Raw genomic sequence first — 23,339 nt, forward strand, 5'->3', positions numbered from 1 at the left:
GGGAGCAGCTAGGTGAACACGGTCAAGGGCACGGAACGTCCGCAGGCGGCAACGCCGATGGACAAGTTGTGGCAGGATAACGCTGCCGAGCGCGCTACCCACGAGCCGGCGCTGGTGATCGACGTCGCCGGCTTCGAAGGTCCGCTCGACCTGTTGCTCTATCTCGCCCGCAACCAGAAGGTCGACCTGTCGCGCATTTCGGTGCTGGCGCTCGCCGAGCAATATCTGCTGTTCATCGAAAGCGCCCGGCGGATCCGCATCGAGCTCGCCGCCGATTACCTCGTCATGGCAGCCTGGCTTGCCTACCTCAAGTCGAAGCTGCTCATTCCCCAGCAGATCAAGGATGACAGCCCTTCCGGCGAGGAGCTGGCGGCCACGCTTGCCTTCCGCCTGAAACGCCTCGAAGCCATGCGCCAAGCGGCAGACGGCCTCATCAACCGCAACCGCCTCGGCCGCGATATCTTCGTGCGCGGTGCGCCCGAGCATATTCCCGACCGGCAGCAATCCGCTTATGCGGCGAGCCTCTACGATCTCTTGACCGCCTATGCGGCACTACGCCAGCGCCATGCCGTCACCCAGGTAACGATCGAGCGGCGCACCGTCTGGTCGCTGACCGATGCCCGCGAACTGCTGACCAAGATGATCGGCGAGGTCGCTGACTGGACGGCGATGGAGCATTATCTGCTGCGGTATCTCGCAGCGCCCGAGGAACGCGTCACGGCAATCGCCAGCGCCTTTGCCGCCTCGCTGGAGCTGGTGCGCGAGGGCAAGCTCGAAATCCGCCAGGACGGCGCCTTTCAGCCGATATACATGCGCCGCGGTCCCAAACATGCCACGCTGCAAGTGGTCGAACAGGAGCAGCCGGCTTGATCGATCCGAAGAGCGAAGAGGATTTCGAGGACAATTACGAAGACAGGGGCCGCGACCTGCAGGCCGAGATCGAGGCCGAGCGTATCGCCGAGGCGCTGGTCTTCGCCTCCTCGCAGCCGGTCTCCGAAGCCTTCCTCGCCGAGCGCCTGCCTGAGAAGACCGACGTGCATGCGATCATGCTGCGCCTGAAGGAGCAATATGCGCCGCGGGGCGTCAATCTCCTGCAGGTCGAAGGCGCCTGGGCCTTCCGTACCGCCGCCGACCTGTCCTTCGTCATCCGTCGTGATGACAATGAGGTGAAGAAGCTGTCGCGCGCCGCACTGGAAGTGCTGGCGATCATCGCCTATCACCAGCCCGTGACACGTGCTGAAATCGAGGATATCCGCGGTGTCCAGACCTCGCGCGGCACGCTCGACGTGCTGATGGAAGCCGGCTGGGTGCGGTTCCGTGGCCGCCGCCGCACACCGGGCCGGCCGGTGACATTGGGCACGACACGCGATTTCCTCGACCATTTCGGTCTCGAAGAGCTGCGTGACCTGCCTGGTCTCGAAGAGTTGAAGGGAGCGGGCTTGCTGTCGGGCCGCATTCCGGCAAACTTCAATATTCCCTCGCCGTTGATGAACGACGAACTGACCGAGGACGAAGACCCGATCACCCAGATGGACCTCGAGGAACTGGGGTTGCTGGCGCCACGCGGCACCTCCGAAGATTGAGGGGCTTGCGTCTTGCTTTTGCCATGCATGGCGAAAACAATGGAGCCAGCACTTTTCGATGGGTCAATGGCTTGTCACAAAGGGCGATACCGTGACATTAAGCTCAGTTCAAAGAGCTTGATGTTGGAAATGATGTGGGAAATCCCCACATCGTGGGAACATAGAAACAGGGAGTTAGCGTAATGATGGGTTCTTTTAGCATGTGGCACTGGTTGATCGTTCTGGTCATCGTGCTGTTGTTGTTCGGTCGCGGCAAGATCCCGGAGCTGATGGGCGACGTTGCCAAGGGCATCAAGAGCTTCAAGAAGGGCATGACGGACGACGACGCGCCCGACACGGCAAAGACCGTCGATCACAAGGCCGACGAAACGAAGTAACCAAGTCCGGGAAAAAGCGCAGCCCCCGCGCTTCCCGTCCAGGAGCCTTGCATGTTCGATATTGGTTGGACCGAGCTTTTGGTCATCGCGGTCGTACTGATCGTGGTCGTCGGTCCCAAGGATTTGCCGCCGATGCTGCGCGCTTTCGGCAAGATGACGCAGCGCGCCCGCAAGGTGGCGGGCGATTTCCGCGCGCAGTTTGATGAAGCGTTGCGCGAAGCCGAGCTTGACGATGTCCGCCAGACGATCAGCGACGCCCAGAAACTGAACCCGGTCAACAGTCTGCGCGAGGCGATGAACCCGCTTCGCCAGATGGGCAACGAGATCAAGGCCGACCTGCAGAAGTCGACCACCGTCACGGAAAACAAGACCGAGGTGCCGCCCGATGCTGTCGCAGCCCCGACGCCGTCGATGAGCCTGCCGGAAACGCCGCCATTGGTCGCGACACCTGCGCCGTCGGAACCGGTTGCAGCAGCGATCGTGCAGGCCGATACGGTTGCCGGCAAGCCGAAGGCCGTGCGCAAGCCGCTCGTCAAGGCTGCCGACAAGGTAGATGCTGCGGCCGCTATTGCCATGCCTGTGGAAAAACCGAAGCGCACGACGGCAGCCAGGAAGCCTGCAACGCCGAAGACGCCGGCGCAGACAAAGAAGGACGAGGCATGAGCGGTGATACCGAAGACAAGCCGCAGCCGTTGATCGAGCACCTGATGGAGCTGCGCAGGCGGCTGATGTGGTCGATCGGCGCGTTTTTCGTCGCCTTCATCGCATGCTTCTTTTTTGCCAAGCATCTCTTCAACTATCTGGTCATTCCCTACAAGACAGCCGTAATTTGGGCGCATCTTGACGTCGAGAAAGCCCAGCTCATCTATACCGCGCCGCAGGAATTCTTCTTCACCCAGGTCAAGGTGGCGATGTTCGGCGGCCTTGTGGTCGCTTTCCCGATCATTGCCGCCCAGGTCTACAAGTTCGTGGCGCCGGGTCTCTACAAGAACGAGCGCCAGGCTTTCCTGCCGTTCCTGATCGCCTCGCCGGTGCTGTTCCTGATGGGCGGCGCGCTCGTCTATTTCTTCTTCACGCCGATGGTCATGTGGTTCTTCCTGTCGATGCAGCAGGCGCCGGGTCATGACGAGGTGGCCATCTCGCTGATGCCGAAGGTCTCGGAATATCTGAGCCTGATCATGACGCTGGTCTTCTCCTTCGGCCTCGTCTTCCAGCTTCCCGTCGTCACTACGCTGCTCGCCCGTGTCGGTCTTCTGACGTCGCAATGGCTCGCCGAAAAGCGCAAGTTTGCCATCGTGCTCGCCTTTGTCGTGGCCGCCGTGCTGACGCCGCCGGATCCGATGTCCCAGATCGGCCTTGCGATACCGACGATCCTTCTCTACGAGATTTCCATCCATGCGGCGCGACTCGTGGAGCGCCAGCGTGCCCGGCAGGCGGTCGAAAAGGAAACCGGATCCGCAGATGTTGCCAAGACGGACAGCGTCTGAGCTGCGATCTCGAAATCCCTTCATGAACGCCGTCGACTGCTTAGTCCTTAAATCGGAATCGGTTTAAGGAATTATGCAGCAATTCAAAGTGTTACAGTGTCCCTTGTGCGTCTGAAAAGTCGCGCGGCGCTGTAACATCCGGTCGAGGCCCGATCTGGCTTTGGCCGGGTCACCTCTGTTGCAACGACCTGGAACGACGATGCTCGATATCAAATGGATCCGTGAGAATCCCGAAGCGCTCGATGCCGCCCTTGCCAAGCGCGGCGCGGAGCCTCTGGCCCAAAGTCTCGTTGCTCTCGATGAAAAGCGCCGCTCTGCCGTGCAGAAGGCACAGGACTTGCTGTCCCGCCGCAACCTCGCCTCCAAAGAGATCGGTGCGGCGATGGCCCAGAAGAATGGCGAGCTTGCCGAGAAGCTGAAGGCGGAGGTCTCTGAACTGAAGACCCTGCTGCCGGCGATCGAGGAAGAGGACCGGCAGCTGACGGCCGAACTCAACGACGCGCTCTCGCGCATCCCGAATATACCTTTCGACGACGTCCCTGTCGGCAAGGACGAGCATGACAATGTCGTCACCCGCACCGTCGGCGAAAAGCCGCGCTGGAACCACGCGCCGAAGGAGCACTTCGAAATCGGCGAGGCGCTCGGCTATATGGATTTCGAGCGCGCCGCCAAGCTCTCCGGCTCGCGCTTCACGGTTCTGACCGGGCCGCTCGCCAGGCTCGAGCGCGCGCTCGGCCAGTTCATGATCGATCTCCACACGAGCGAGCACGGGTATAGCGAAGTCAGCTCGCCGCTGATGGTGCGCGACGAGGCCGTTTATGGCACCGCCCAACTGCCGAAATTCGCCGACGATCTCTTCAGGACGACTGATGGACGCTGGTTGATCCCGACGGCCGAGGTGACGCTGACCAATCTCGTGCGCGAAGAGATCCTCGATCAGGAAAAGCTGCCGCTCCGCTTTACCGCATTGACGCCGTCCTTCCGCTCGGAAGCGGGCTCGGCCGGCCGCGATACGCGCGGCATGCTGCGCCAGCATCAGTTCTGGAAATGCGAGCTCGTCTCGATCACCGATGCCGAGAGCGCCGTTGCCGAGCATGAGCGCATGACCGCCTGCGCCGAGGAAGTGCTGAAGCGCCTCGGCCTGCATTTCCGCACCATGACGCTTTGCACCGGCGACATGGGTTTCGGCTCGCGCAAGACTTACGATCTCGAAGTCTGGCTGCCGGGGCAGAATGCCTTCCGTGAAATCTCGTCCTGCTCGGTCTGCGGCGATTTTCAGGGCCGGCGGATGAATGCGCGCTACCGCGGCAAGGAAGATAAGAACAACAAGTTCGTGCACACGCTGAATGGTTCCGGCACTGCCGTCGGCCGCTGCCTGATCGCCGTCCTTGAAAATTATCTGAATGAGGATGGTTCCGTCACGATTCCGGACGTTTTGCTGCCTTATATGGGCGGATTGACCAAAATCGAACGGGCGGCCTGAGGCGATGCGCATCCTGCTTACGAATGACGACGGCATTCACGCCGAAGGTCTTGCCGCGCTGGAGCGGATCGCGCGCACGCTGTCCGACGATGTCTGGATCGTCGCGCCCGAGACCGACCAGAGCGGCCTTGCCCATTCGCTGAGCCTCTCCGAACCTCTGAGGCTGCGCAAGATTTCCGAAAAGCATTTCGCCTTGCGCGGCACGCCGACCGATTGCGTCATCATGGGTATCAGGCAGGTGATGGACATCAAGCCGGATCTCGTCCTGTCCGGCGTCAATTCAGGCTCGAACGTCGCCGACGACGTGACCTATTCCGGCACGATCGCCGGCGCCATCGAGGGCACCATGCAGGGCGTGCGCTCCTTCGCGCTGAGCCAGGCCTATCTCTATGAGGACGGCGCGCGCATCGTGCCCTGGGAGGTCTGCGAGACGCATGCGCCGGCTCTTCTGGAAAAGCTGATGGTCCTGGACCTGCCGGATGGCACGTTCCTCAATCTCAACTTCCCGAACTGCCGTCCCGACGAAGTCGACGGTGCCGAGGTGACCATGCAGGGCAAGCTCGCCTTCAATCTGCAGGTCGATGCCCGCTCCGACGGCCGGGGATTTCCTTACTACTGGCTGAAGTTCGGCGAACGCGCCGGCGCCTTCGTCGAAGGCACCGATATTCACGCGCTGAAGCATAATAAGATTTCGGTAACGCCTTTGAAACTGGATCTGACCGATTATTCCGTGACGGACCGCGTGGCGCGGGCCTTGGGATACGGAGCACAAGTTTGACGGCAAGACTGGCGGAGAAGGAGGGCTTTGCTGCGCTCGTCCTCAGATTGCGTGCCGAAGGCATCTCCGATCTCGATCTGCTGACGGCAGTCGAGCAGACGCAGCGCTCGCTGTTCGTGCCGCCGCAATTTGCCGACGACGCCTATTCGAGCCGGACGATCCCGATCGAATGCGGCTCCTTTCTCGAAGGCATCGATTTTGCCGTCCGCATCCTGCATCACCTGAAGCTCAAGCCCGGCCAGCGCGTCCTGGAGATCGGCACCGGAAGCGGCTTTACCGCCGCCGTGATGGGCCGCCTGGCCGAGCGTGTCCTGTCCATCGACCGCTACAAGACGCTGACGACGGCAGCGCAGCGGCGCATGGAATCGCTTGGTTTGCGCAGCGTCGTCATCCGTCAGGCCGACGGCAGCGCCGGCATGCAGGGAGAGGGGACCTTCGATCGCATCCTGGTGACGGCCGCTTTCAACGCGATGCCGCGCTTTTATACCGACCAGCTCGTTTCCGGCGGCTCGATGATCGCGCCGCTGATGATTTCCGAGAACGAGTGTCGCATGGTGCGGCTGACGAAAACCGGTAGCCGTTTCGAACGCGAGGAACTGTTCGACGCTCCCTATCTGCCGATCGTTCCGCGCCTTGCCTCGCTGCTGTAGATGTGGATGATTTCAGGCCGCATCGGCCTGAAATCCGACCATCAAAACAACAGCGCATGAGGTTATGCGAAAGCCGCTCAGGCTTTTTGGCATCATGCTCGGCACACTGCAATTTTTCACCCGTAAGCTATGGTTATCAATTTCTCAAAAATATCGTACTGATTCCAGCATCTTAACTGCGTGGTAATACTAACGCGTTTTAATAGACTCACAAATGGTTGCGTTCTCAGTGGGTCGAGTCATGCGTTTCAGTCTTTCGCCAAAGTTCGGGAAGTCGGCCGGTAATCTTCTGGTTGTTAGCCTGCTGGCAAGTGCCGCAACAGGCTGCAGTTCCGATGTGACACGGTTTGGCGGCTTGTTTTCCTCCTCCGGGCAGGACCAGATCACCACAAGTTCCATTCCGCGCAGGAATATGAACGGTTCTCAAGGTGATCCGGTGCCGCGCGCCGATCTTGGCGGTTCGGCCGTTGCCAGCCAGTCGGGCTACGGCGGCGGCAATGATGCGCTGAATCAGCCTTATCCCGTCCGCCAGGGTTACGATCCGACCCGCACGTCGAGCTCGAGCGCACGTCTCGCTTCCGCGCCGGTCTCCGTGCAGCGTTCAGAATTGGCCGCGCCGACAGCGGCGGCACCCTCCCGGCAGCGGGAAAAGGAAGTCGCGCTCGCTCAGCCTTTCCCGACTGCGCCGCAAGCCGAAAGGCCCCGATTGGTGGCGCCGGCTGCGCCGAAGATGACGCCCGATACGCTGACGACCGGCACGACGCCGAAGGTTTCCGGCTGGTCTGCCACCAACGCTCCGTCGGTGACGCTGCGTCCGGGTGAAAGCATCGCCACCCTCTCCAGGCGTTTTGGCGTACCGGAAAAGGAAATTCTGCGCGTCAATGCTCTGAAGACGGCATCTGCCGCCCAGCCCGGCCAGGCGATCCTGATCCCGACATTCAACGGCGGCAATGCCGCCAAGGCGGCATCGCAGGCGGCTGACCTTTCCAAGCCCGGCAAGATGCCGGATGCGCCGAAGGCGCCTGAGCAGAACGTTGCCGTCATTCCGGGCGCCAATTCCGCCCGCGACAAGACGCTGGCGAGTGCCGATGTCACCGGTAAACTTCCCGCCGGCGCCGGCAAGGATCCGAAGGCGCCTGCCGGCACCTATGTCGTCAAGCAAGGCGATTCCCTGGCAAAGATTGCCAAGGCGACCGGTAGCAATGTCGACGACCTTAAAGCCGCCAACAATCTGTCGGCCAGTTCGCTCCGCATCGGTCAGGCCCTGAAGATCCCGAACGGCACCGCCGACAATATCAAGACCGCCTCGATCCCGGCCGAGAAGGTCGATCCGAAGCCAACTCAGCCGGCGGCTCCCCAGCAGACGGCTTCCGTTCAGCCCGCGCCCTACAAGGCGCCGGCCGCCACCCAGACCGTCGACGATGTCGAGAAGAAGTCGGACGTCAGCTCCGCCGCGCCGGAATCGACCGGCATCGGTAAATATCGCTGGCCGGTGCGCGGCCAGGTCATTGCCTCATACGGTGCCAACGTCAACGGCAACCGCAATGACGGCATCGACATCTCGGTCCCGCAGGGCACGCCGATCAAGGCTGCCGAAAACGGCGTCGTCATCTATGCCGGCAACGGCCTGAAGGAACTCGGCAACACGGTTCTTGTCCGTCACGACGACGGCACCGTCACCGTCTACGGCAACGCCGATACGCTGAGCGTCACCCGCGGCCAGAAGATCCAGCGTGGCCAGACCGTCGCCGTCTCCGGCATGAGCGGCGACGTCAAGCAGCCGCAGGTCCATTTCGAGGTGCGCAAGGATGCGTCCCCGGTCAACCCGATGACTTTCCTGGAATAGGTATTGCGTACCAGGAAACGCAAAAGCCCGGCCACCAGCCGGGCTTTTGTCATTTGATGGATACCGCCCAAAAGTGTGCAGCGGTTCTGGGAGGACGACGTGCAGAAGAAAAAGATCGAAAGTGCCTTGCATGAATCAAGTTCGATGCGACGTGCTTTAGATGTTTAGTCCCGGTCGATGTGAACCCGCATGCGTCCGGCCAGATCCTGAATATATTGCCAGGCGACGCGGCCGGAGCGTGCGCCGCGCGTCGTTGCCCATTCCAGCGCTTCGGCATGCATCTTGTCGCGTTCGAGCCCGAGCTTGAAGTGATCGGCATAGCCGTCGATCATGCCGAGATAATCCTCCTGGCTGCATTTGTGAAAGCCGAGCCAGAGGCCGAAGCGGTCGGAAAGCGAAACCTTCTCCTCGACCGCCTCCGAGGGATTGATCGCCGTCGACTGCTCGTTTTCCATCATGTGGCGTGGCAGCAGATGGCGTCGGTTGGAGGTGGCGTAGAACAGCACATTGTCCGGCCGCCCTTCGACGCCGCCGTCGAGTGCCGCCTTCAGCGACTTGTAGGCGGTGTCGTCGTGATCGAAGGAAAGATCGTCGCAGAAGACGATCACGCGGTAGGGTGTGTCCTTCAGGAGGTCGAGCAGATGGGGAAGGCTGGAGATATCCTCACGATGGACTTCTACCAGTTTCAGCAACACACTGCTTTCGCGCCTGACATCCTCGTGCACGGCCTTGACCAGCGAGGATTTGCCCATGCCTCGCGCGCCCCAGAGCAGCACATTGTTGGCGGCATAGCCCTCGGCGAAACGCACCGTATTCTCATGCAGAATGTCGCGCACGTGATCGACGCCGCGGATGAGCGTCAACGCCACCCGGTTCGGCCTCTTGACCGGCTGCAGATGCTGGCGCAATGGCGCCCAGACGAAACAGTCGGCGGCATCCCAGTCGTTGCGGGCGGGCGCCGGTCCGGCAAGACGTTCGACGGCGTCGGCGAGCCGTCTCAGTTCGGCAAGCAGGGCTGTGTTGATTTCCTCGGTCATCGACGGCCTCCTGATTTCTCGCTGCGGCAATCCGCTTTGATCTTTCGATGTCGGTTAGCATGGCGTTTTGAATGCGGAAAGGTTATGAGGCAGCGGAATCGGTACTGTTTCCGGCTGTTTCTGTTGCATTCATCGAAGCCGTAACTATAGTCCGGCAACCTGAAAAGAGAGGCGGAGTTCCGCCGCCCAAGCCTGAGGAGTTTAGCATGTTCATCACCCCGGCATTCGCCCAGAGCGCGACCGATACCGCAACGGGATTCGGCGGCTCCGGTTTCGAAATGATCATCCTGTTTGTGCCGCTGATGGTCGTCTGGTACTTCCTGCTGATCCGTCCGCAGCGCGCACAGGCAAAGAAGCGTGAGGAGACCCTGAAGGCGATCCGTCGCGGCGATCAGGTCGTCACCGGCGGCGGTCTCGTCGGCAAGGTCACCAAGGTCGTCGACGAAAAGGAAGTCGAAGTCGAGATTGCTGACGGCGTGCGCGTGCGCATCGTCCGCAGCGGCATCTCCGAAATTCGCGTCAAGGGTGAACCGGTCAAGGCCGACGCGGCGTAACAAGCGATAACGGCAGGACCGCCGGATCGGAAGATCGTCGAGAGAATGTTGCATTTTTCCCGCTGGAAAACACTTCTGATTTGGCTGGCCGCGTTTGCGGCCATCGTCATCGCTGCGCCCAATCTGCTGACTGAGGCGCAGCGATCCTCCCTGCCGGACTGGTTGCGGCACGACCGCGTAGTGCTTGGGCTCGACCTGCAGGGCGGCTCGCATATCGTTCTAAAGGTCGAGCGTTCCGACATCGTCAGGGACCGCCTGGAAGAGCTGGTCGCCAATGTGCGCAACGCGCTGCGTGGCGCCAGCATCCGCTATACCGGGCTGACCGGCAATGACCAGACCGTCACCGTCCGGATCACCGATCCGGCCCAGACACAGGCGGCGGTCGATCTGCTGAAGCCTTTGACGACGGCCGGCGGACATTCCGGATCTGAGGTTGCGCTGCAGCAGGGCGAAGAGGGGCAGCTCTCACTGCAGATTTCCGACGCCGGCATTACTGCTGACGTCGCTTCCGCCCGGACCCGCTCGCTCGATATCGTTGGCCGCCGCATCGCCGGATTCGGCTATGATAATTTCCTCGTTCACCCCGATGGCGCCGACCGGATCGTCGTGCAGGTGCTGGGATCGGTCGACGCGGAGCGGCTGAAGAATATCCTGAACCAGCCGGCCAAGCTTTCCTTTCATTTGATCGACGAAAGCATGTCGGGGCAGGAGGCGCTGAACGGCCGTTGGCCGGCGACATCGCAGGTGCTCTATTCGCTTGACGATCCGCCGATCCCCTATCTCGTCGACCGCACCGCTTTCGCCAACAGCGGCAACATGGTCGATATCGAGCCTGTCATCGACCCGCAGACGCAGGAGACCTCGATTGCCTACCGTCTCGATGCCGAAGGCACGCAGCGGTTGGCGCAGGCGACCGGGCAGAATATCGGCAAGCATCTTGCCATCGTCTTCGACGACCAGGTGATGTCGTCACCGGTCATCGATGCGGCGATCACCGGCGGCGAGGGCAGGATTTCGGCAAACTTCTCCGAGGATGGCGTCCGCGACCTTGCGATCATGCTGCGCGCCGGCGCCTTGCCAGCGACGCTGACCAGCGTTGAGGAACGCAGCGTCAGCCCGAGATTCGGCGCTGATTCCATCTTCAACGGCATCGTTGCCGGCCTCGTCGCCGTCGTATTGGTCGCGGCACTGATGATCGCGCTCTATCGCATCCTCGGCATCATCGCCGTCGCCTCGCTCTTCCTCAACCTGATCCTCATCGTCGCGGTGCTCAGCCTTGCCGGCGCGACGCTCACCTTGCCCGGGATTGCCGGCATCGTGCTGATTGTCGGCATGGCCGTCGACTCGAACGTTTTGATCTACGAGCGAATCCGCGAAGAGGAGAAGACCACTCATTCCTTTGCGGAGGCCGTCGGCCGCGGTTTCTCGCGCGCATTCGCAACGATCGTCGACGCCAATGTGACGATTTTCATTGCGGCCATCATCCTCTTCTTCCTCGGCAGCGAATCCATCCGCGGTTTCGCGGTGACGCTTGCGGTCGGCATCCTGACGACCGTCTTCACGGCTTTCACGCTGACGCGCTCGATCGTTGCCGTCTGGCTGAGCGCGCGCCATCCCCGGCATCTGCCGAAGAGCGTGCTGACGCATCTTTTCGAGCACGCCAATATCCGCTTCATGGGGATTCGCCGTTATGTCTTTACGGCCTCGGCGGTCATTTCGCTGATCGCCATGGCCGCCTTTGCCACCGTCGGCTTGCATCTCGGCGTCGATTTCACTGGCGGCTCGCTCATCGAGGTGACGGCAAAGCAGGCCAATGCCGAGATCGCCGATATCCACTCGCGCCTCAATGATCTCAATCTCGGCGATGTCAGTGTCGAGCGCACGGGCGGGCCGGCGAATGCGCGGATCCGCATCGCTTCCCAGGGTGGCGGCGAGAATGCCGAGCAGTCGGCGGCGACGCTGGTGCGCGGCGAGCTCCAGGAAGATTATGATTTTCGTCGCGTCGAGGTCGTCGGTCCCGCCATCTCGGGCGAATTGACGATGATGGCGACGCTCGGCGTGCTTGCAGCTCTTGCGGCGATCCTCATCTACATCTGGATCCGCTTCGAATGGCAATTCGCGGTCGGCGCCATCGTCGCAACGCTGCACGACGTCATCATCATGCTCGGTCTCTTCGTCCTCACCGGCATCGAGTTCAACCTGACGAGCATCGCCGCCGTACTGACCATCGTCGGTTATTCCTTAAACGATACGGTCGTGGTCTACGACCGAATGCGCGAAAATCTCAAACGATACAAGAAGATGCCGCTGCCGATCCTGATCGATGCCTCGATCAATCAGACGCTGTCTCGCACCGTTCTGACCGCGGCGACGACGCTGATCGCCTTGCTGGCGCTCTTTCTCTTCGGCGGCGAAGTCATCCGCTCCTTCACCTTTGCGATGCTCTTCGGCGTCGCTCTCGGCACCTTTTCTTCGATCTATATCGCTGCTCCTGTCTTGATCGTCTTCCGGCTGCGGCCGGAGGCTCCCGACGGGGAAGAGAGCAACAAGACGGATGCTGGTGTAAAATCCGGCACGGTGGTTTGAAAACATGGCAAAAGGCATAGAAATCCGCGCTGCGCATTTCCCCGGGCGCGCTCCGATCGATGCTTACGGCAATGGTGGCTTTCGTTTTGCCGACATGTCGCATCGCGGCTCGATCCTTTGCCTGCCCTCCGGCATTCATGGCTGGGACATGGATATGTCGAAACCGCTGTCGCCTGAAAACTTTCGCCGGGTGCTGGATGAGGCCGCCGATATCGAGGTTCTGCTCGTTGGTACCGGAACCGAGCTTCGCCGTCTGCCCGAGGAATTGAGGCTGGCGCTGAAGTCGCGCGGCATCTCCTCCGATCCGATGAGTACCGGAGCGGCGGTGCGCACCTTCAATATCATGCTCGCCGAGCAACGTGCCGTCGCCGCGGCGTTGATTGCGGTCTGACGATGACTGAAGCGAATATTGCGACGAACCAGGAGATCTGCCTGGCGATGCTGCGTGACAGCGATCGCGACCGCTATCTCGCCTGTCTGCTGTCGCCGGAGGCAAAGCGCGGCGCGCTTGCAGCTCTTTATGCCTTCAATGCCGAGCTTGCCCGCATCCGTGATCTCGTGCACGAGCCGTTGCCCGGCGAGGTACGGCTGCAATATTGGCACGATCTTCTGGAGGGCAGCGCGCATGGCTCGACAGCGGCCAATCCCGTTGCCGCAGCACTTCTGACCGCGATCGAAACGCACCGCCTGCCGCGCAAGACGCTGATCGACATGATCGAGGCCCGCACCTTCGATCTCTATGACGATCCGATGGAGACACGTCTTTCGCTTGAAGGCTATGCCGGTGAAACGGCATCGGCCCTGATCCAGCTCGCAAGCCTGGTGCTTTCGCCGGAGGAAGCCGCACGATCGGCCGACGCCGCCGGCCATGCCGGGGTCGCCCAAGCGGTCGCCGGGCTGTTGCTGCTGATGCCAGTGCATCGCCGCCGCGGCCAGATCTATGTTCCGCTGCAGATCCTTTCGGCCACCGGTCTCGACCGCGATGCCTTCCTCGCCGGAAAAGACAGGCCGCGCATCTCTGCCGCCATCGAGGCCTTCGCCGGCCTCGGTCGCGAACATCTGGCAAAGGCGAGGGCGGCGGGGCCGATTGCGCCGGCCGTCTTTCCAGCCTTCCTGCCGGCGACGCTTGCCGAACCAGTGCTCATCAAGGCGCAGAAACGCGGCGCCTTGCTGTTCGACCGGCCGCTGCAGCCGCCGCAATGGCGCCGCCAGCTGCGGATGGGGCTGGCTGCTGCACGCCGAAAAATCTGATATCGGTCAAATTCGCGCAAGTCTCGCGCGCTACAAGGCTTCCACCGCTACCCTTTGAACGGAGACTCGGCGTGGGCATTATCGTCTGGTGCGTCCTTTTCGCCATCGTCATTTTCATTGCTTTCGTGGCAACACGAATGGCCGCGCAGAACAAGGAAGACGGCCTGCATGACACGGGCCTCGCCATTGTCGAATTCGGTCGCGCCTTTCCGAACGAGGCGATCCGTCAGCTGCAGACGACGGAAAATGGCCAGGCCGTCTTCGTGCGTCTGCATGACAACAAGGCCGGCTTCATGCGCAACATGTCGCGCCATTTCGCCTGCCATCTGATCGAGCCGGGCCGGGTGCGCGTCGTGGGCTCGGAAACGGGCAGGGGCTTGGTGATCGACTTTCTCGATGCACCCTATCACAACGGCGATTTCCAATTTGCTTCTGCCAAGGAAGCCTCGGAAGTCTCGCTGTGGCTGCTCGGCAATTATATCGCCGAGCCGGATAAAGACCTGCCGCCCGGCAATATTTCGGCGGCGAACAAGCAGTAATTCATGCCGCCCAAAACCGTGCAGCGTTTTGCGACGACATGCATAAAGCAAAGACTTCAAGCGGGTCGCTTGAACCGGGTTCGATGCGACACGCATAGAAGCGCCGTTCAGGCGCTTTCGGCAAGCGTCGATTCTTGACCGAGCCAGGTCGCGCAGTCGGCAAGGGCGCGGCGAGCGATCAGCTGCCGCTTCATGATCGTCTTGTCCTTGCCGCGGAAGCGCTTGACGCCTTCAGGTTTGACGATCGAACCCGGCTGGAGCTCCGGAAACAACCCGAAATTGATGTTCATCGGCTGGAACGATCGTTTGCCCGGTTCCTCGTCGGTGACGAGGTGCCCACCGGTGATATGACCGAGCAGGGAGCCCAGCGCCGTCGTTGCCGGCGGCAGCGAGATCGCCTCGCCCTTGCGTTCCGCGGCAGCGAAACGCCCGGCCAGTAGACCGACGCTGGCGCTTTCCACATAACCCTCGCAACCGGTGATCTGGCCGGCAAAACGCAGGCCGGGCCGCGATTTCAGCGTCAGCGACGGGTCGAGCAGGGTGGGCGAGTTGATATAGGTATTACGGTGCAGGCCGCCGAGACGGGCAAATTCCGCATTTTCCAGACCCGGGATCATTCGGAAGATGTCCGCCTGCGCGCCATATTTCAATTTCGTCTGGAAGCCGACCATATTGTAAAGCGTGCCAAGTGCATTGTCCTGCCGCAGCTGCACGACGGCATAGGCCTTGACTGTCGGGTTATGCGCATTCGTCAGCCCCATCGGCTTCATCGGTCCGTGGCGCAGCGTCTCGCGGCCGCGTTCGGCCATCACCTCGATCGGCAGGCAGCCGTCGAAATAAGGCGTGCCTTCCCATTCCTTGAAACCGACCGTGTCGCCTGATATCAGCGCGTCGACGAAGGCATTGTACTGCGCCTCGTCCATCGGGCAGTTGATGTAATCCTTGCCGGTGCCGCCGGGGCCGACCTTGTCGTAGCGCGACTGATACCAGCAGATATCCATGTCGATGCTCTCGCGGTAGACGATCGGCGCGATGGCGTCGAAGAAAGCAAGCGAATCCTCGCCGGTTTCCGTCTGGATGGCGCTCGCGAGCGACGGAGCCGTCAGCGGTCCGGTGGCAACGATGGCAAGATCCCAGTCCCTCGGCGGCAGGCCGGTGATCTCTTCACGCACGACGGTGATGAGCGGGTGGTCATGGACCGCCTTGGTCACCGCCTCGGAGAAGCCGTCGCGATCGACGGCGAGCGCACCGCCGGCCGGTACCTGGCACCGATCGGCCGCGGCCATGATCAGCGAGCCCGCCATGCGCATCTCGGCATGTATGACGCCGACGGCATTGCTGGTCGCATCGTCGGAACGGAAGGAGTTGGAGCAGACGAGTTCGGCCAGGCCGTCGGTCTTGTGCGCATCTGTGCCGCGCACCCCGCGCATTTCATGCAGGATGACCGGGACGCCGGAACTGGCGATCTGCCAGGCGGCTTCCGAACCGGCAAGCCCGCCGCCGACGACGTGGATAGGGGAATAGGAGGAGATCGTGTTCATTCCGGGCTGATATCATGTCGGCCGGTGCGATCCAACACCCCGGAATCAAAAACGGCGCCCTGAGGCGCCGTCTTGGAAGCATCGCGCCCGCTATTAGCGGAACGAGCGGGATGCGATATTCCGGATGTCGTAACGGCTGACGCCGATATCGGACAGGGTCTGGTTCGAAAGGCCGCCGAGTTCGTTGAGCGTACGACGGTAGCTGAGCCAGCTTCTTGCAATGCGGATCGGGTTCATTGTCTTCTTCCTATGTCCGCGGGACGGCGGGATCGCCTGTCTCTCTGCGGTTGATGTTTATATAGGCGCGATCCGTCCGATTGTGCAGTGCAAATAAAAGGCGTCTGCCATGCAATTGTGCACTATGATGCTCGACAATTAGGCGGTGAATATTTTTTGAGCGAGCTAATCATGCGGAAAAACATGCAACCGCCGCGGCCAACCCGTTAAGACAAAAGAAAACGCCCGCTGTGGGTACAGCGGGCGTTTCGATCGAGAACAATCGTGCCTGGGAGGAGCAGCGATCGCCTTGAATTAGCGGGAAGAAGCCTCACGGGCAACGCGATGGATGTCCGAACGGTCGATGCCGAGATCGTGCAATTCGCGGTTGGTCATGCGGCCGAGTTCCGTGATGGTCTGACGATACTTGCGCCAGTTATTGAAAGAGCGAGAGAAGTTCATGTTAAGCCCCTTTCCGAGGGTTTCATCTGCCAGCAGCCACCGATCGGCGCTGACCTCTATTTGATGACCCGAATATATGTTGCGACGCGAAAGACTAAAACACACAAGTTTTCAGATCACCTATGCGAGCTATGCAATGCTTAAAGGGTATTTGACGCAAACTTACCGTTTTTTGGTCAACGAATAGGCAGAATGACTTTTGAGAAAGCAATTCGATTTGAAGCTTTGGCTAAACAAAAACGCCCGCCGGGGGAGGATCCGGCGGGCGTGTTATGGTGACTGACAACTGGGAGGAGGAGTGTTGTCAGTCTATCGCAGCGCGCTGGGAGGAGGAGTGCGCAGCTGCGAATCTCGTCACGGACAAAGCATCCGCGGGCGTCCGGCTAATACCGGGCCGGGGCGCCATCCCCGTGCTTCGATGCGTTAATCAATAGTATGACTAATGAGTATTGTGCAGTGCAATAAATTCATGGGGGATATGCGAAAATTACATACCTCTCCGTTCATAAGCTTATATTAGCGCTTATGACGTTAGCGGCCGGTTAACACTCGATACTATTTAGACCAATGAGGAACTTGTATATTTGTCGCAAGAGCGTTTGCGAACACCCTTGCTGCGTCTATAACGGCGTGAGCTGCAGCGCCGCAGTCGACGTTGCGGAAATCGAGGGGTTGAGCATGTATCGCGGCAGATTGGAGCGGGATCTCTCACTCTGGGTGGGTAAGGGCCTGCTCGGGCAGGAAACGGCAGGTGCGCTACTCGCCGAATATGACAGCCGCCCGGCAAGCTTCAGCCTCGGCCGGGTGCTGATGGCGCTGGCAGCGGTGCTGCTTGCAGCTGCCATCCTGCTTGTCGTCGCCTCCAACTGGGAGGCCATTCCGCGCCTCGTGCGCGTGGGTGGCATCCTTGCCCTGATCTGGGTAGTGCATATCGCCGCCGCCAGGATGCTTGCCCGCGGTGCGACAGCGGCCGCAGGCGGGTTGCTCGTCATCGGCGCGATGAGTTTCGGCGGCGCCATCTCGCTGGTCGGGCAGATGTATCATCTCTCCGGCGACGAGCAGACGGTGATGTATCTGTGGTTCGCGATTGCGACGATCTCGGCGATCCTGTTCCGTTCGGGCGCCGTGACCGTAGTCGCCGGCTTCCTCTCCTGGGCGTCCTTCGCCGTCTATCTTGAGAATAACGACACGCACTGGATAGGGTTCGCCCCCTGGATGGCGCCCGTCATGGCGGTGATCGTCATCGGGCTGGTGCGGTATACCGGCGCCGAGCGGGCCCGCCACCTGGCCTACCTGCTGCTGATCGGCTGGCTTGCATGGCTCTATACTCTTTATGAGGAGATCGCCGTGGCGCTTGCCTTTGCAATCGGCGGCATGGCGGCATTCGTGCTGACGGCCTTGCCCCCCAGGCCTATTGCCTCCTTGGTCAGAACCGCCGGTGCGGCGCCGGCCTTCTACAGCTTCCTCGTCGCCGTAATCGGCTTCCTGCTGCTGCATATCGAGATCGAGGATGGCTGGCGGCTGGTGGTGCTCGGAGTGGTGACGCTTGCCGCTTCCGTGCTGGCGATCGTCCTGCGTGGCAGGGATAATGGCGCGGTGCGATATCTCGCCTACGCGACCTTTGCCGCGGAGATGCTCTATCTCGCCTCCGTCACCGTCGGCTCGATCCTCGGCACGTCGAGCCTCTTCCTCTTCTCCGGTCTCGTGGTGGCGCTTGTCGCTTGGATGGTCATCCGTCTCGAACGGCGTTTTTCGGCGAATGCACAGGGGGAGCGCGCATGAGCTCGTTCATGGCAAGGCTGCAATCCGGCAAGGGCTATCTGCTTTCGGCGATCATCGTCGCCGGTCTGCAGACCCTTATCCTCGGCACGATCATCCAGAGCCGGGCGTCGATCCTCAGCGACGGCGCCGAGGTGCTGCTGAAGACGGCGCCCGTCGATCCGCGCGATTTCCTGCGCGGCGACTATGTCGTCTTGAACTACGACATTTCCTCGGTGCCGGTGCAGACGGTTTCCGGCGGCATTCCGGCCGAGGCCGGCGAGCGGGTGTTATGGGTCCGGTTGAAGAAGCAGGAGGACGGTTTCTGGACGGTGACCGAATCGTCCTTTCACGAGCTGCCTCCGCAGCCGGAGACCGTGATCCTGCGCAGCCAGCCATTTTATAGTGGCGGACTTGCCGCCGGCGACAGCATGCGTGTCGAATACGGCATCGAGCGTTACTACGTTCCAGAAGGCCAGGGCAAGCCGATCGAGGAGGCCCGCAATGACGGCAATGTCGCCATCGCAGTGCGTGTCTCGCCTGATGGAAGCGCGCAGATCCGCAGCCTGCTGGTTGACGGCAAGCCGGTTTACGACGAGCCGCTTTACTGATCGCGTCACACTTCGGGGCAGGGCGGTTCCGGGGCCGCAAATCCCCTGTCATTTACCGTTCATTTTTCCTTTGCCTCGACCAAATCGGGTGATATAGAGACGCCGCGCTCCGGAAGGCCTCATGCGCAGGCATAGGCATGCGGTTTTGTGAACGCGGGTATGGTGAAATTGGTAGACACGCCAGATTTAGGTTCTGGTGCCGCAAGGCGTGGGAGTTCAAGTCTCTCTACCCGCACCAAGCTGTTTGCAGGCGGGAGACTGAATCGGTTGGCTTAGGGCAGCCGAGAGTTGTCCCGAATAGCCCGCGAGTGCCGTTCCCCCTTGGGCGGAATGATACAGGAATTGGGAAAAGCCACGCGCGGCAGGATCGCCGGCGTCGTGCTCATAGAAACGAACGGCGTCTGGGCACGGCCGCCACGAAATGAAGGTAGGAAGACATGCAGGTTATCGAAACGCTCGCTGAAGGGCTGAAGCGCGAAATCAAGGTCGTTATCCCGGCCAAGGACATGCAAGACAAGATGAATGAGCGTCTTGCCGATGTGAAGGACAAGGTTCGCATCAACGGTTTCCGTCCGGGCAAGGTCCCCGCCGCTCACCTGAAGAAGGTCTACGGCAAGTCGATCATGGCCGACCTCGTCAACGAGATCGTCCGCGAGCAGCCGGCCGCCATCCTGTCTAGCCGCGGCGAGAAGTCGGCCACGCAGCCGGAAATCGCCATGACTGAGGACAAGGACGAAGCCGACAAGATCCTCGCCGCCGAGCAGGATTTCGAATTCACGCTCTCCTATGAAGTGCTGCCGCCGATCGAACTGAAGTCGGTCAAGGGCATCAAGGTCACGCGCGAAGTCATCGACATCTCGGACGACGAAGTCAACGAGCAGGTCCTGAAGGTCGCCGAAAGCGCCCGCGCCTACGAGACCAAGACCGGCAAGGCCGCGAACGGCGACCGCATCACCATGGATTACGTCGGCAAGGTCGACGGTGAAGCCTTCGAGGGCGGCACCGACCAGGGCGCCGAACTGGTGCTCGGCTCCGGTCGCTTCATTCCGGGCTTCGAAGACCAGCTCGTCGGCATCAAGGCCGGCGCCGAGAAGACCATCACCGTGACCTTCCCGGCCGACTACCCGGCCAAGAACCTCGCCGGCAAGGAAGCGACCTTCGACGTCTCAGTCAAGGAAGTCGCCGCACCTGCCGATGTCGAGATCAACGACGAACTCGCCTCCAAGCTCGGCATCGAATCCGCTGACCGCCTTAAGGAAATCGTCCGTGGCCAGATCGAATCGCAGTACGGTTCGCTGACCCGCCAGAAGCTGAAGCGTCAGATCCTCGACCAGCTCGACGAGATGTACAAGTTCGAGACCCCGAACTCGCTCGTCGACGCGGAATATAACGGCATCTGGAGCCAGGTGAACAACGACCTCGCCCAGTCTGGCAAGACCTTCGAGGACGAAGACACGACCGAAGAGAAGGCTCGCGAGGAATACAAGACGCTCGCAGAGCGTCGCGTTCGCCTCGGCCTCGTTCTCTCCGAAATCGGTGAAAAGGCCGGCGTCGAGGTCAGCGAAGACGAGATGCAGCGCGCCATCTACGATCAGCTGCGCCAGTATCCGGGCCAGGAAAAGCAGATCCTCGAATTCTTCCGCAGCCAGCCGGGTGCCGCCGCTTCGATCCGCGCACCGATCTTCGAAGAGAAGGTCATCGATCACCTGCTGACCGAAATCGACGTCACCGACAAGAAGGTGACCAAGGAAGAGCTGCTCGCCGAGGAAGAGGGCGAAGCCAAGGCCGAAACCAAGAAGGCCGCACCGAAGAAGAAGGCTGCCGCCAAGGCCGAAGCAGCTGACGCCGTTGAAGGCGACGAAGCCGCACCGAAGAAGAAGGCTGCTCCGAAGAAGAAGGCGGCTGACGAAAGCGCCGAATAATCGCTTTTTTAGTTCAGAAGTTTGGAAGGCCTCGCCATCGTGCGGGGCCTTTTTCTTTTATCCAGGGCAGTTTCATTCTCGCCGCCTACTCCATTGTGTTTAGTCATCTTGAACAACAAATAGTTGCATTAGCGTATAATTAGATGCAGATTTCGCTGATGGTGGGAGGGACCTGAAAATGACTGCAAAGCATGATATGAAGAAGCTCGTGGAGGAAATCTATGCTGTGCGTGACCGCGGTGATATCGAGGGCACGCTGGCGCTGACTGGTGAGGATTGCACCTTTCGCATTGTCGGCAATGCACGGCTGGGGCCTTTTTCGTCTGAAGCAGCCGGGCCCCATGCCTTTCGTCAAGCAATAACGCAGCTTATCACTGAATGGGATCTGTCAGCTATCAGGACAGTCGGAATCCATGTGGACGAGGACGACCATGTGGTTTTTGCGCATCGCGAAGGCGAGGTCAGGTATATCCCGTCGGGCGTGAGCTTCCATACGGAATTCGTCGACAAGATCCATTTCAAGGACGGGAAGCCAGTCAAGATTGTCGAATTCCTCGACACGCTGCAGGTCGCCGAGACGAGCCAGATTATCCAAATCGCTTAGAGCATGTCGCGCAAAACTGCGCAGCGGTTTTGCGCAGAACGAAAGTCGGAGCCTCCAAGCTTCGACTTTGAAGTCATCCATGATTTCCGGGCGACAGGGCGTCAGCCGCCGTTGCAAGAATTGCCGCTCAATGCGCTGTCAGCTGTGCGACTTTCCTGACATGGCTCACGGCTGCGGCGCCGCCGGCGGTCTGTGTGAAGAGGTGGAGCGTTTCCTCTTCGTCGTCGGCGACCGGCGTCAGAGCCTGATCCATGTAGGTCTTCGACTTTGCATTCCTTGAAATCAGGAATGCCGAAATCGTCAGGCCAATGATCGTGCCGGCGAGCGAAACATGTTTGCGGAAGGTTTCCCAGGCAAAGCGCGGCCAGAAGACCAGCGGATTCTCGCGCGGCAGGTCCGGGCGCCGCTCCGACGGCGTCTTCAGGCGCAGCAGGCCGCTTTGCAGCGGGTGCACGTTTTCCAGCGGCACGGTGGTGGCGAAGGAGACGAGAACCTTGACGAGCCTTGCGAGTGGCACGCCGGTTGCCACGGCGCGGCGTAGCAGCGTCTTCATATGATCAGGCGAATAATAGAGCGCCCAGGCCTCGTGGTAGATGTCTTCCCATTCCTGCTTGCTCATCTTCGGATGCGCGGTGCAGACGTGCTCGACATCGTAGATGTTGAGATCGGCATCCATGTCGACGCCCTTCTTCCACAGGACCTGATGGTCCTCGGAGCCGGGCAGCGGCGTCAGGATGAAGAATTCGATGACGTCGAGCGGCAGCTCTTCCTGGATGATCGCGATGTCGCGGCGGATCGATTCCGGCGTGTCGGCGGGAAAGCCCAGGATATAACCGGCCAGCGTCATGATGCCCTGCGCCTTCCAGGCGAGCAGCATCTTGCGGTATTCGGTGATCTTGTTCTGGTTCTTCTTGGCGGCGGTCAGATTGTCGGGATTGACGTTTTCGAGGCCGATGAAGACTCGGGTGACGCCGGCGCGCCGGGATTTCTCGATGAAATTAGGGATCTTGTGGCAGAGCGTGTCGACCTGGATCATCAGGCCGAGCGGAATGCCGTCCCGCTCCTTGAGCTCGATCAACCGGTCGAAGATCGCTTCCCAATCCTTGTTGCGGGCGAAATTGTCGTCGGTGATGAAGAATTTGTGGATGCCCTGCGCCCAGTTCATCCGCACCAGCTTTTCGACGTCGTCGGCCGAACGGAAGCGCGACTTGCGTCCCTGCACGTTGATGATGGTGCAGAACGAGCACTGATAGGGACAGCCACGTCCGGCATCGAAGCTGGTGCTGAGCCCGAGCGTGCGCTGGATATTGTCCTTCGGCAGGAAAGGAACCGGCGTGCCGCCGATGCCGGGAAGGTCGTTCATGAAATTATAGAGCGGCTTCAGCTCGCCGGCGGCGGCATCGCGCAGCACCATGTCGAGCCGGCCCTCGGCCTCGCCGGCAAACATCGAGATGCCCATATCGCGGCAGGCGTCGAGCCCGACCGCCTTGCCATCCAGCATCGACAGGCAGCCGGAAACATGAAAGCCGCCGATCGTAACCGGCAGGCCGGCATCGCGGAAGGGGCGGGCGATATCGAGGGCGCGCGGATATTGGTTGGTCTGGACGCCGACGAGCGAAATCATGCCGAAATTGTCGTGACGCTTGAACTGCGCCAGCAGTCCGGCGACATCGATCCGCGTATTGGTCTCGTCGATCACGGTGATATCGATCGCCGTATCGTCGCCGAGCACCTTGCGCTCGGCGCATTCGGCGGCAATGCCGTAAAGAGCCGCCAGTGAATTGGACGGAATCATCGCCCGCCACCAGCGGATGACGTAGCCGTCATCGTCATAATGCGACGGCTTGATCAGGATCAGCTGAAAACGTCTGCGCGCAACTTCCAAGATATGGGACAAGAGTATCTATCTTTCTTTAGAAGCTTTTGCCCGAAGGCAAAATGGCGTTGAAGGCATCTATCAGGCACCACACATCAATGCGATTTAGGGAGGTCAAACTAAGGCATAAAAAAACGGCACGGCGTGCAAACGCTTCGCGAAGTGTATCATTCCTCAA

Annotated in this window: 23 protein-coding genes and 1 tRNA gene; 19 read left to right on the plus strand and 5 right to left on the minus strand. The window is 60.7% G+C overall.

All coding sequences use genetic code 11. The features are described 5' to 3' along the window. Positions 1-12: 12 nt before the first annotated feature. The 9 genes from AC2444_RS08570 to AC2444_RS08610 all read left to right on the plus strand — a co-directional run bounded on the left by AC2444_RS08570 (position 13) and on the right by AC2444_RS08610 (position 8,204). Positions 13-870 carry a segregation and condensation protein A gene (locus tag AC2444_RS08570; protein ID WP_012757237.1) on the plus strand — a complete coding sequence of 286 codons (858 nt, stop codon included), beginning with the start codon at positions 13-15 and terminating at the stop codon, positions 868-870. After that, positions 867-1,583, plus strand: a complete 717-nt coding sequence (gene scpB / locus AC2444_RS08575) for an SMC-Scp complex subunit ScpB (protein WP_012757238.1) — start codon at positions 867-869, stop codon at positions 1,581-1,583. The genes AC2444_RS08570 and scpB overlap by 4 nt, the downstream gene beginning before the upstream one ends. Before the next feature lie 185 nt (positions 1,584-1,768). Further along, a complete protein-coding gene (locus tag AC2444_RS08580; RefSeq protein ID WP_012483600.1) occupies positions 1,769-1,960 on the plus strand; it encodes a twin-arginine translocase TatA/TatE family subunit in 192 nt (63 codons plus the stop codon). 51 nt (positions 1,961-2,011) lie between these two features. Beyond that, positions 2,012-2,623, plus strand: a complete 612-nt coding sequence (gene tatB, locus AC2444_RS08585) for a Sec-independent protein translocase protein TatB (RefSeq protein WP_012757240.1) — start codon at positions 2,012-2,014, stop codon at positions 2,621-2,623. Continuing rightward, positions 2,620-3,447, plus strand: coding sequence for a twin-arginine translocase subunit TatC (gene tatC, locus AC2444_RS08590; protein WP_012757241.1), 828 nt, complete (start codon positions 2,620-2,622; stop codon positions 3,445-3,447). The genes tatB and tatC overlap by 4 nt, the downstream gene beginning before the upstream one ends. Before the next feature lie 199 nt (positions 3,448-3,646). Then, positions 3,647-4,930, plus strand: coding sequence for a serine--tRNA ligase (serS, locus tag AC2444_RS08595; protein WP_012757242.1), 1,284 nt, complete (start codon positions 3,647-3,649; stop codon positions 4,928-4,930). A gap of 4 nt (positions 4,931-4,934) precedes the next feature. Then, a complete protein-coding gene (surE, locus tag AC2444_RS08600) occupies positions 4,935-5,708 on the plus strand; it encodes a 5'/3'-nucleotidase SurE (protein ID WP_012757243.1) in 774 nt (257 codons plus the stop codon). Continuing rightward, positions 5,705-6,358, plus strand: coding sequence for a protein-L-isoaspartate(D-aspartate) O-methyltransferase (locus AC2444_RS08605; RefSeq protein ID WP_012757244.1), 654 nt, complete (start codon positions 5,705-5,707; stop codon positions 6,356-6,358). Before surE ends, AC2444_RS08605 begins: the two co-directional genes overlap by 4 nt. 241 nt (positions 6,359-6,599) lie before the next feature. Further along, positions 6,600-8,204, plus strand: a complete 1,605-nt coding sequence (locus tag AC2444_RS08610) for a peptidoglycan DD-metalloendopeptidase family protein (protein WP_026157328.1) — start codon at positions 6,600-6,602, stop codon at positions 8,202-8,204. A 164-nt stretch (positions 8,205-8,368) separates the two neighbouring features. On the opposite strand, the gene AC2444_RS08615 is transcribed toward AC2444_RS08610, so the two are convergent. Continuing rightward, positions 8,369-9,241: an ATP-binding protein gene (locus AC2444_RS08615; RefSeq protein WP_012757246.1), complete on the minus strand. Its 873-nt coding sequence runs from the start codon at positions 9,239-9,241 to the stop codon at positions 8,369-8,371. Positions 9,242-9,447: 206 nt separating this feature from the next. On the opposite strand from AC2444_RS08615, the gene yajC reads away from it, so the two are divergent. From yajC to AC2444_RS08640, 5 genes are all read left to right on the plus strand, one after another. Then, entirely contained in the window at positions 9,448-9,795 is a 348-nt protein-coding gene (gene yajC, locus AC2444_RS08620; protein ID WP_003558894.1) for a preprotein translocase subunit YajC, read from the plus strand. 45 nt (positions 9,796-9,840) lie between these two features. Next, the gene (gene secDF, locus AC2444_RS08625) at positions 9,841-12,381 is read left to right on the plus strand and encodes a protein translocase subunit SecDF (protein ID WP_012757247.1); all 2,541 of its coding nucleotides are present in this window, start codon (positions 9,841-9,843) and stop codon (positions 12,379-12,381) included. 4 nt (positions 12,382-12,385) lie between these two features. Then, positions 12,386-12,772: an Mth938-like domain-containing protein gene (locus tag AC2444_RS08630; protein WP_003539009.1), complete on the plus strand. Its 387-nt coding sequence runs from the start codon at positions 12,386-12,388 to the stop codon at positions 12,770-12,772. 2 nt (positions 12,773-12,774) lie between these two features. Beyond that, positions 12,775-13,632: a phytoene/squalene synthase family protein gene (locus AC2444_RS08635; protein ID WP_012757248.1), complete on the plus strand. Its 858-nt coding sequence runs from the start codon at positions 12,775-12,777 to the stop codon at positions 13,630-13,632. 71 nt (positions 13,633-13,703) lie between these two features. Continuing rightward, on the plus strand, positions 13,704-14,171 hold the full coding sequence (locus AC2444_RS08640; protein WP_012757249.1) for a hypothetical protein: 468 nt from the start codon (positions 13,704-13,706) through the stop codon (positions 14,169-14,171). 107 nt (positions 14,172-14,278) lie between these two features. Here the strand turns inward: AC2444_RS08640 and trmFO are convergent, their stop codons facing one another. The 3 genes from trmFO to AC2444_RS08655 all read right to left on the minus strand — a co-directional run bounded on the left by trmFO (position 14,279) and on the right by AC2444_RS08655 (position 16,390). Next, a complete protein-coding gene (gene trmFO, locus AC2444_RS08645; RefSeq protein ID WP_012757250.1) occupies positions 14,279-15,712 on the minus strand; it encodes a methylenetetrahydrofolate--tRNA-(uracil(54)-C(5))-methyltransferase (FADH(2)-oxidizing) TrmFO in 1,434 nt (477 codons plus the stop codon). A gap of 93 nt (positions 15,713-15,805) precedes the next feature. Next, positions 15,806-15,949: a DUF1127 domain-containing protein gene (locus AC2444_RS08650; protein WP_003539017.1), complete on the minus strand. Its 144-nt coding sequence runs from the start codon at positions 15,947-15,949 to the stop codon at positions 15,806-15,808. A gap of 294 nt (positions 15,950-16,243) precedes the next feature. Further along, positions 16,244-16,390: a DUF1127 domain-containing protein gene (locus tag AC2444_RS08655; protein ID WP_012757251.1), complete on the minus strand. Its 147-nt coding sequence runs from the start codon at positions 16,388-16,390 to the stop codon at positions 16,244-16,246. 678 nt (positions 16,391-17,068) lie between these two features. Here AC2444_RS08655 and AC2444_RS08660 point away from each other — a divergent pair. The 5 genes from AC2444_RS08660 (at position 17,069) to AC2444_RS08680 (ending at position 21,285) form a co-directional block, all read left to right on the plus strand. Beyond that, positions 17,069-18,172, plus strand: coding sequence for a DUF2157 domain-containing protein (locus tag AC2444_RS08660; protein ID WP_012757252.1), 1,104 nt, complete (start codon positions 17,069-17,071; stop codon positions 18,170-18,172). Beyond that, positions 18,169-18,759: a GDYXXLXY domain-containing protein gene (locus AC2444_RS08665; protein WP_012757253.1), complete on the plus strand. Its 591-nt coding sequence runs from the start codon at positions 18,169-18,171 to the stop codon at positions 18,757-18,759. Before AC2444_RS08660 ends, AC2444_RS08665 begins: the two co-directional genes overlap by 4 nt. Before the next feature lie 153 nt (positions 18,760-18,912). After that, positions 18,913-18,997 (plus strand) — tRNA-Leu (locus AC2444_RS08670). A gap of 199 nt (positions 18,998-19,196) precedes the next feature. Next, complete coding sequence (tig, locus tag AC2444_RS08675; RefSeq protein WP_012757254.1) at positions 19,197-20,681, plus strand: trigger factor; 1,485 nt, start codon at positions 19,197-19,199, stop codon at positions 20,679-20,681. A gap of 178 nt (positions 20,682-20,859) precedes the next feature. After that, the gene (locus AC2444_RS08680) at positions 20,860-21,285 is read left to right on the plus strand and encodes a nuclear transport factor 2 family protein (RefSeq protein WP_012757255.1); all 426 of its coding nucleotides are present in this window, start codon (positions 20,860-20,862) and stop codon (positions 21,283-21,285) included. A 127-nt stretch (positions 21,286-21,412) separates the two neighbouring features. Here the strand turns inward: AC2444_RS08680 and AC2444_RS08685 are convergent, their stop codons facing one another. After that, the gene (locus tag AC2444_RS08685) at positions 21,413-23,182 is read right to left on the minus strand and encodes a B12-binding domain-containing radical SAM protein (protein ID WP_012757256.1); all 1,770 of its coding nucleotides are present in this window, start codon (positions 23,180-23,182) and stop codon (positions 21,413-21,415) included. Between the last annotated feature and the right edge of the window lie 157 nt (positions 23,183-23,339).

It is taken from the genome of Rhizobium sp. WSM1328 (assembly GCF_057653715.1).

Bases quoted from the DNA above. Each gene is read 5' to 3' on its own strand.
- AC2444_RS08630 (WP_003539009.1), top strand. From the start codon at position 12,386: ATGGCAAAAGGCATAGAAATCCGCGCTGCGCATTTCCCCGGGCGCGCT.
- tig (WP_012757254.1), top strand. From the start codon at position 19,197: ATGCAGGTTATCGAAACGCTCGCTGAAGGGCTGAAGCGCGAAATCAAG.
- AC2444_RS08635 (WP_012757248.1), top strand. From the start codon at position 12,775: ATGACTGAAGCGAATATTGCGACGAACCAGGAGATCTGCCTGGCGATG.
- yajC (WP_003558894.1), top strand. From the start codon at position 9,448: ATGTTCATCACCCCGGCATTCGCCCAGAGCGCGACCGATACCGCAACG.
- AC2444_RS08660 (WP_012757252.1), top strand. From the start codon at position 17,069: ATGTATCGCGGCAGATTGGAGCGGGATCTCTCACTCTGGGTGGGTAAG.
- AC2444_RS08650 (WP_003539017.1), bottom strand. From the start codon at position 15,949: ATGAACCCGATCCGCATTGCAAGAAGCTGGCTCAGCTACCGTCGTACG.
- AC2444_RS08580 (WP_012483600.1), top strand. From the start codon at position 1,769: ATGGGTTCTTTTAGCATGTGGCACTGGTTGATCGTTCTGGTCATCGTG.
- trmFO (WP_012757250.1), bottom strand. From the start codon at position 15,712: ATGAACACGATCTCCTCCTATTCCCCTATCCACGTCGTCGGCGGCGGG.
- AC2444_RS08665 (WP_012757253.1), top strand. From the start codon at position 18,169: ATGAGCTCGTTCATGGCAAGGCTGCAATCCGGCAAGGGCTATCTGCTT.
- tatB (WP_012757240.1), top strand. From the start codon at position 2,012: ATGTTCGATATTGGTTGGACCGAGCTTTTGGTCATCGCGGTCGTACTG.
- serS (WP_012757242.1), top strand. From the start codon at position 3,647: ATGCTCGATATCAAATGGATCCGTGAGAATCCCGAAGCGCTCGATGCC.
- surE (WP_012757243.1), top strand. From the start codon at position 4,935: ATGCGCATCCTGCTTACGAATGACGACGGCATTCACGCCGAAGGTCTT.
- AC2444_RS08680 (WP_012757255.1), top strand. From the start codon at position 20,860: ATGACTGCAAAGCATGATATGAAGAAGCTCGTGGAGGAAATCTATGCT.
- AC2444_RS08655 (WP_012757251.1), bottom strand. From the start codon at position 16,390: ATGAACTTCTCTCGCTCTTTCAATAACTGGCGCAAGTATCGTCAGACC.
- secDF (WP_012757247.1), top strand. From the start codon at position 9,841: ATGTTGCATTTTTCCCGCTGGAAAACACTTCTGATTTGGCTGGCCGCG.
- AC2444_RS08615 (WP_012757246.1), bottom strand. From the start codon at position 9,241: ATGACCGAGGAAATCAACACAGCCCTGCTTGCCGAACTGAGACGGCTC.
- AC2444_RS08610 (WP_026157328.1), top strand. From the start codon at position 6,600: ATGCGTTTCAGTCTTTCGCCAAAGTTCGGGAAGTCGGCCGGTAATCTT.
- tatC (WP_012757241.1), top strand. From the start codon at position 2,620: ATGAGCGGTGATACCGAAGACAAGCCGCAGCCGTTGATCGAGCACCTG.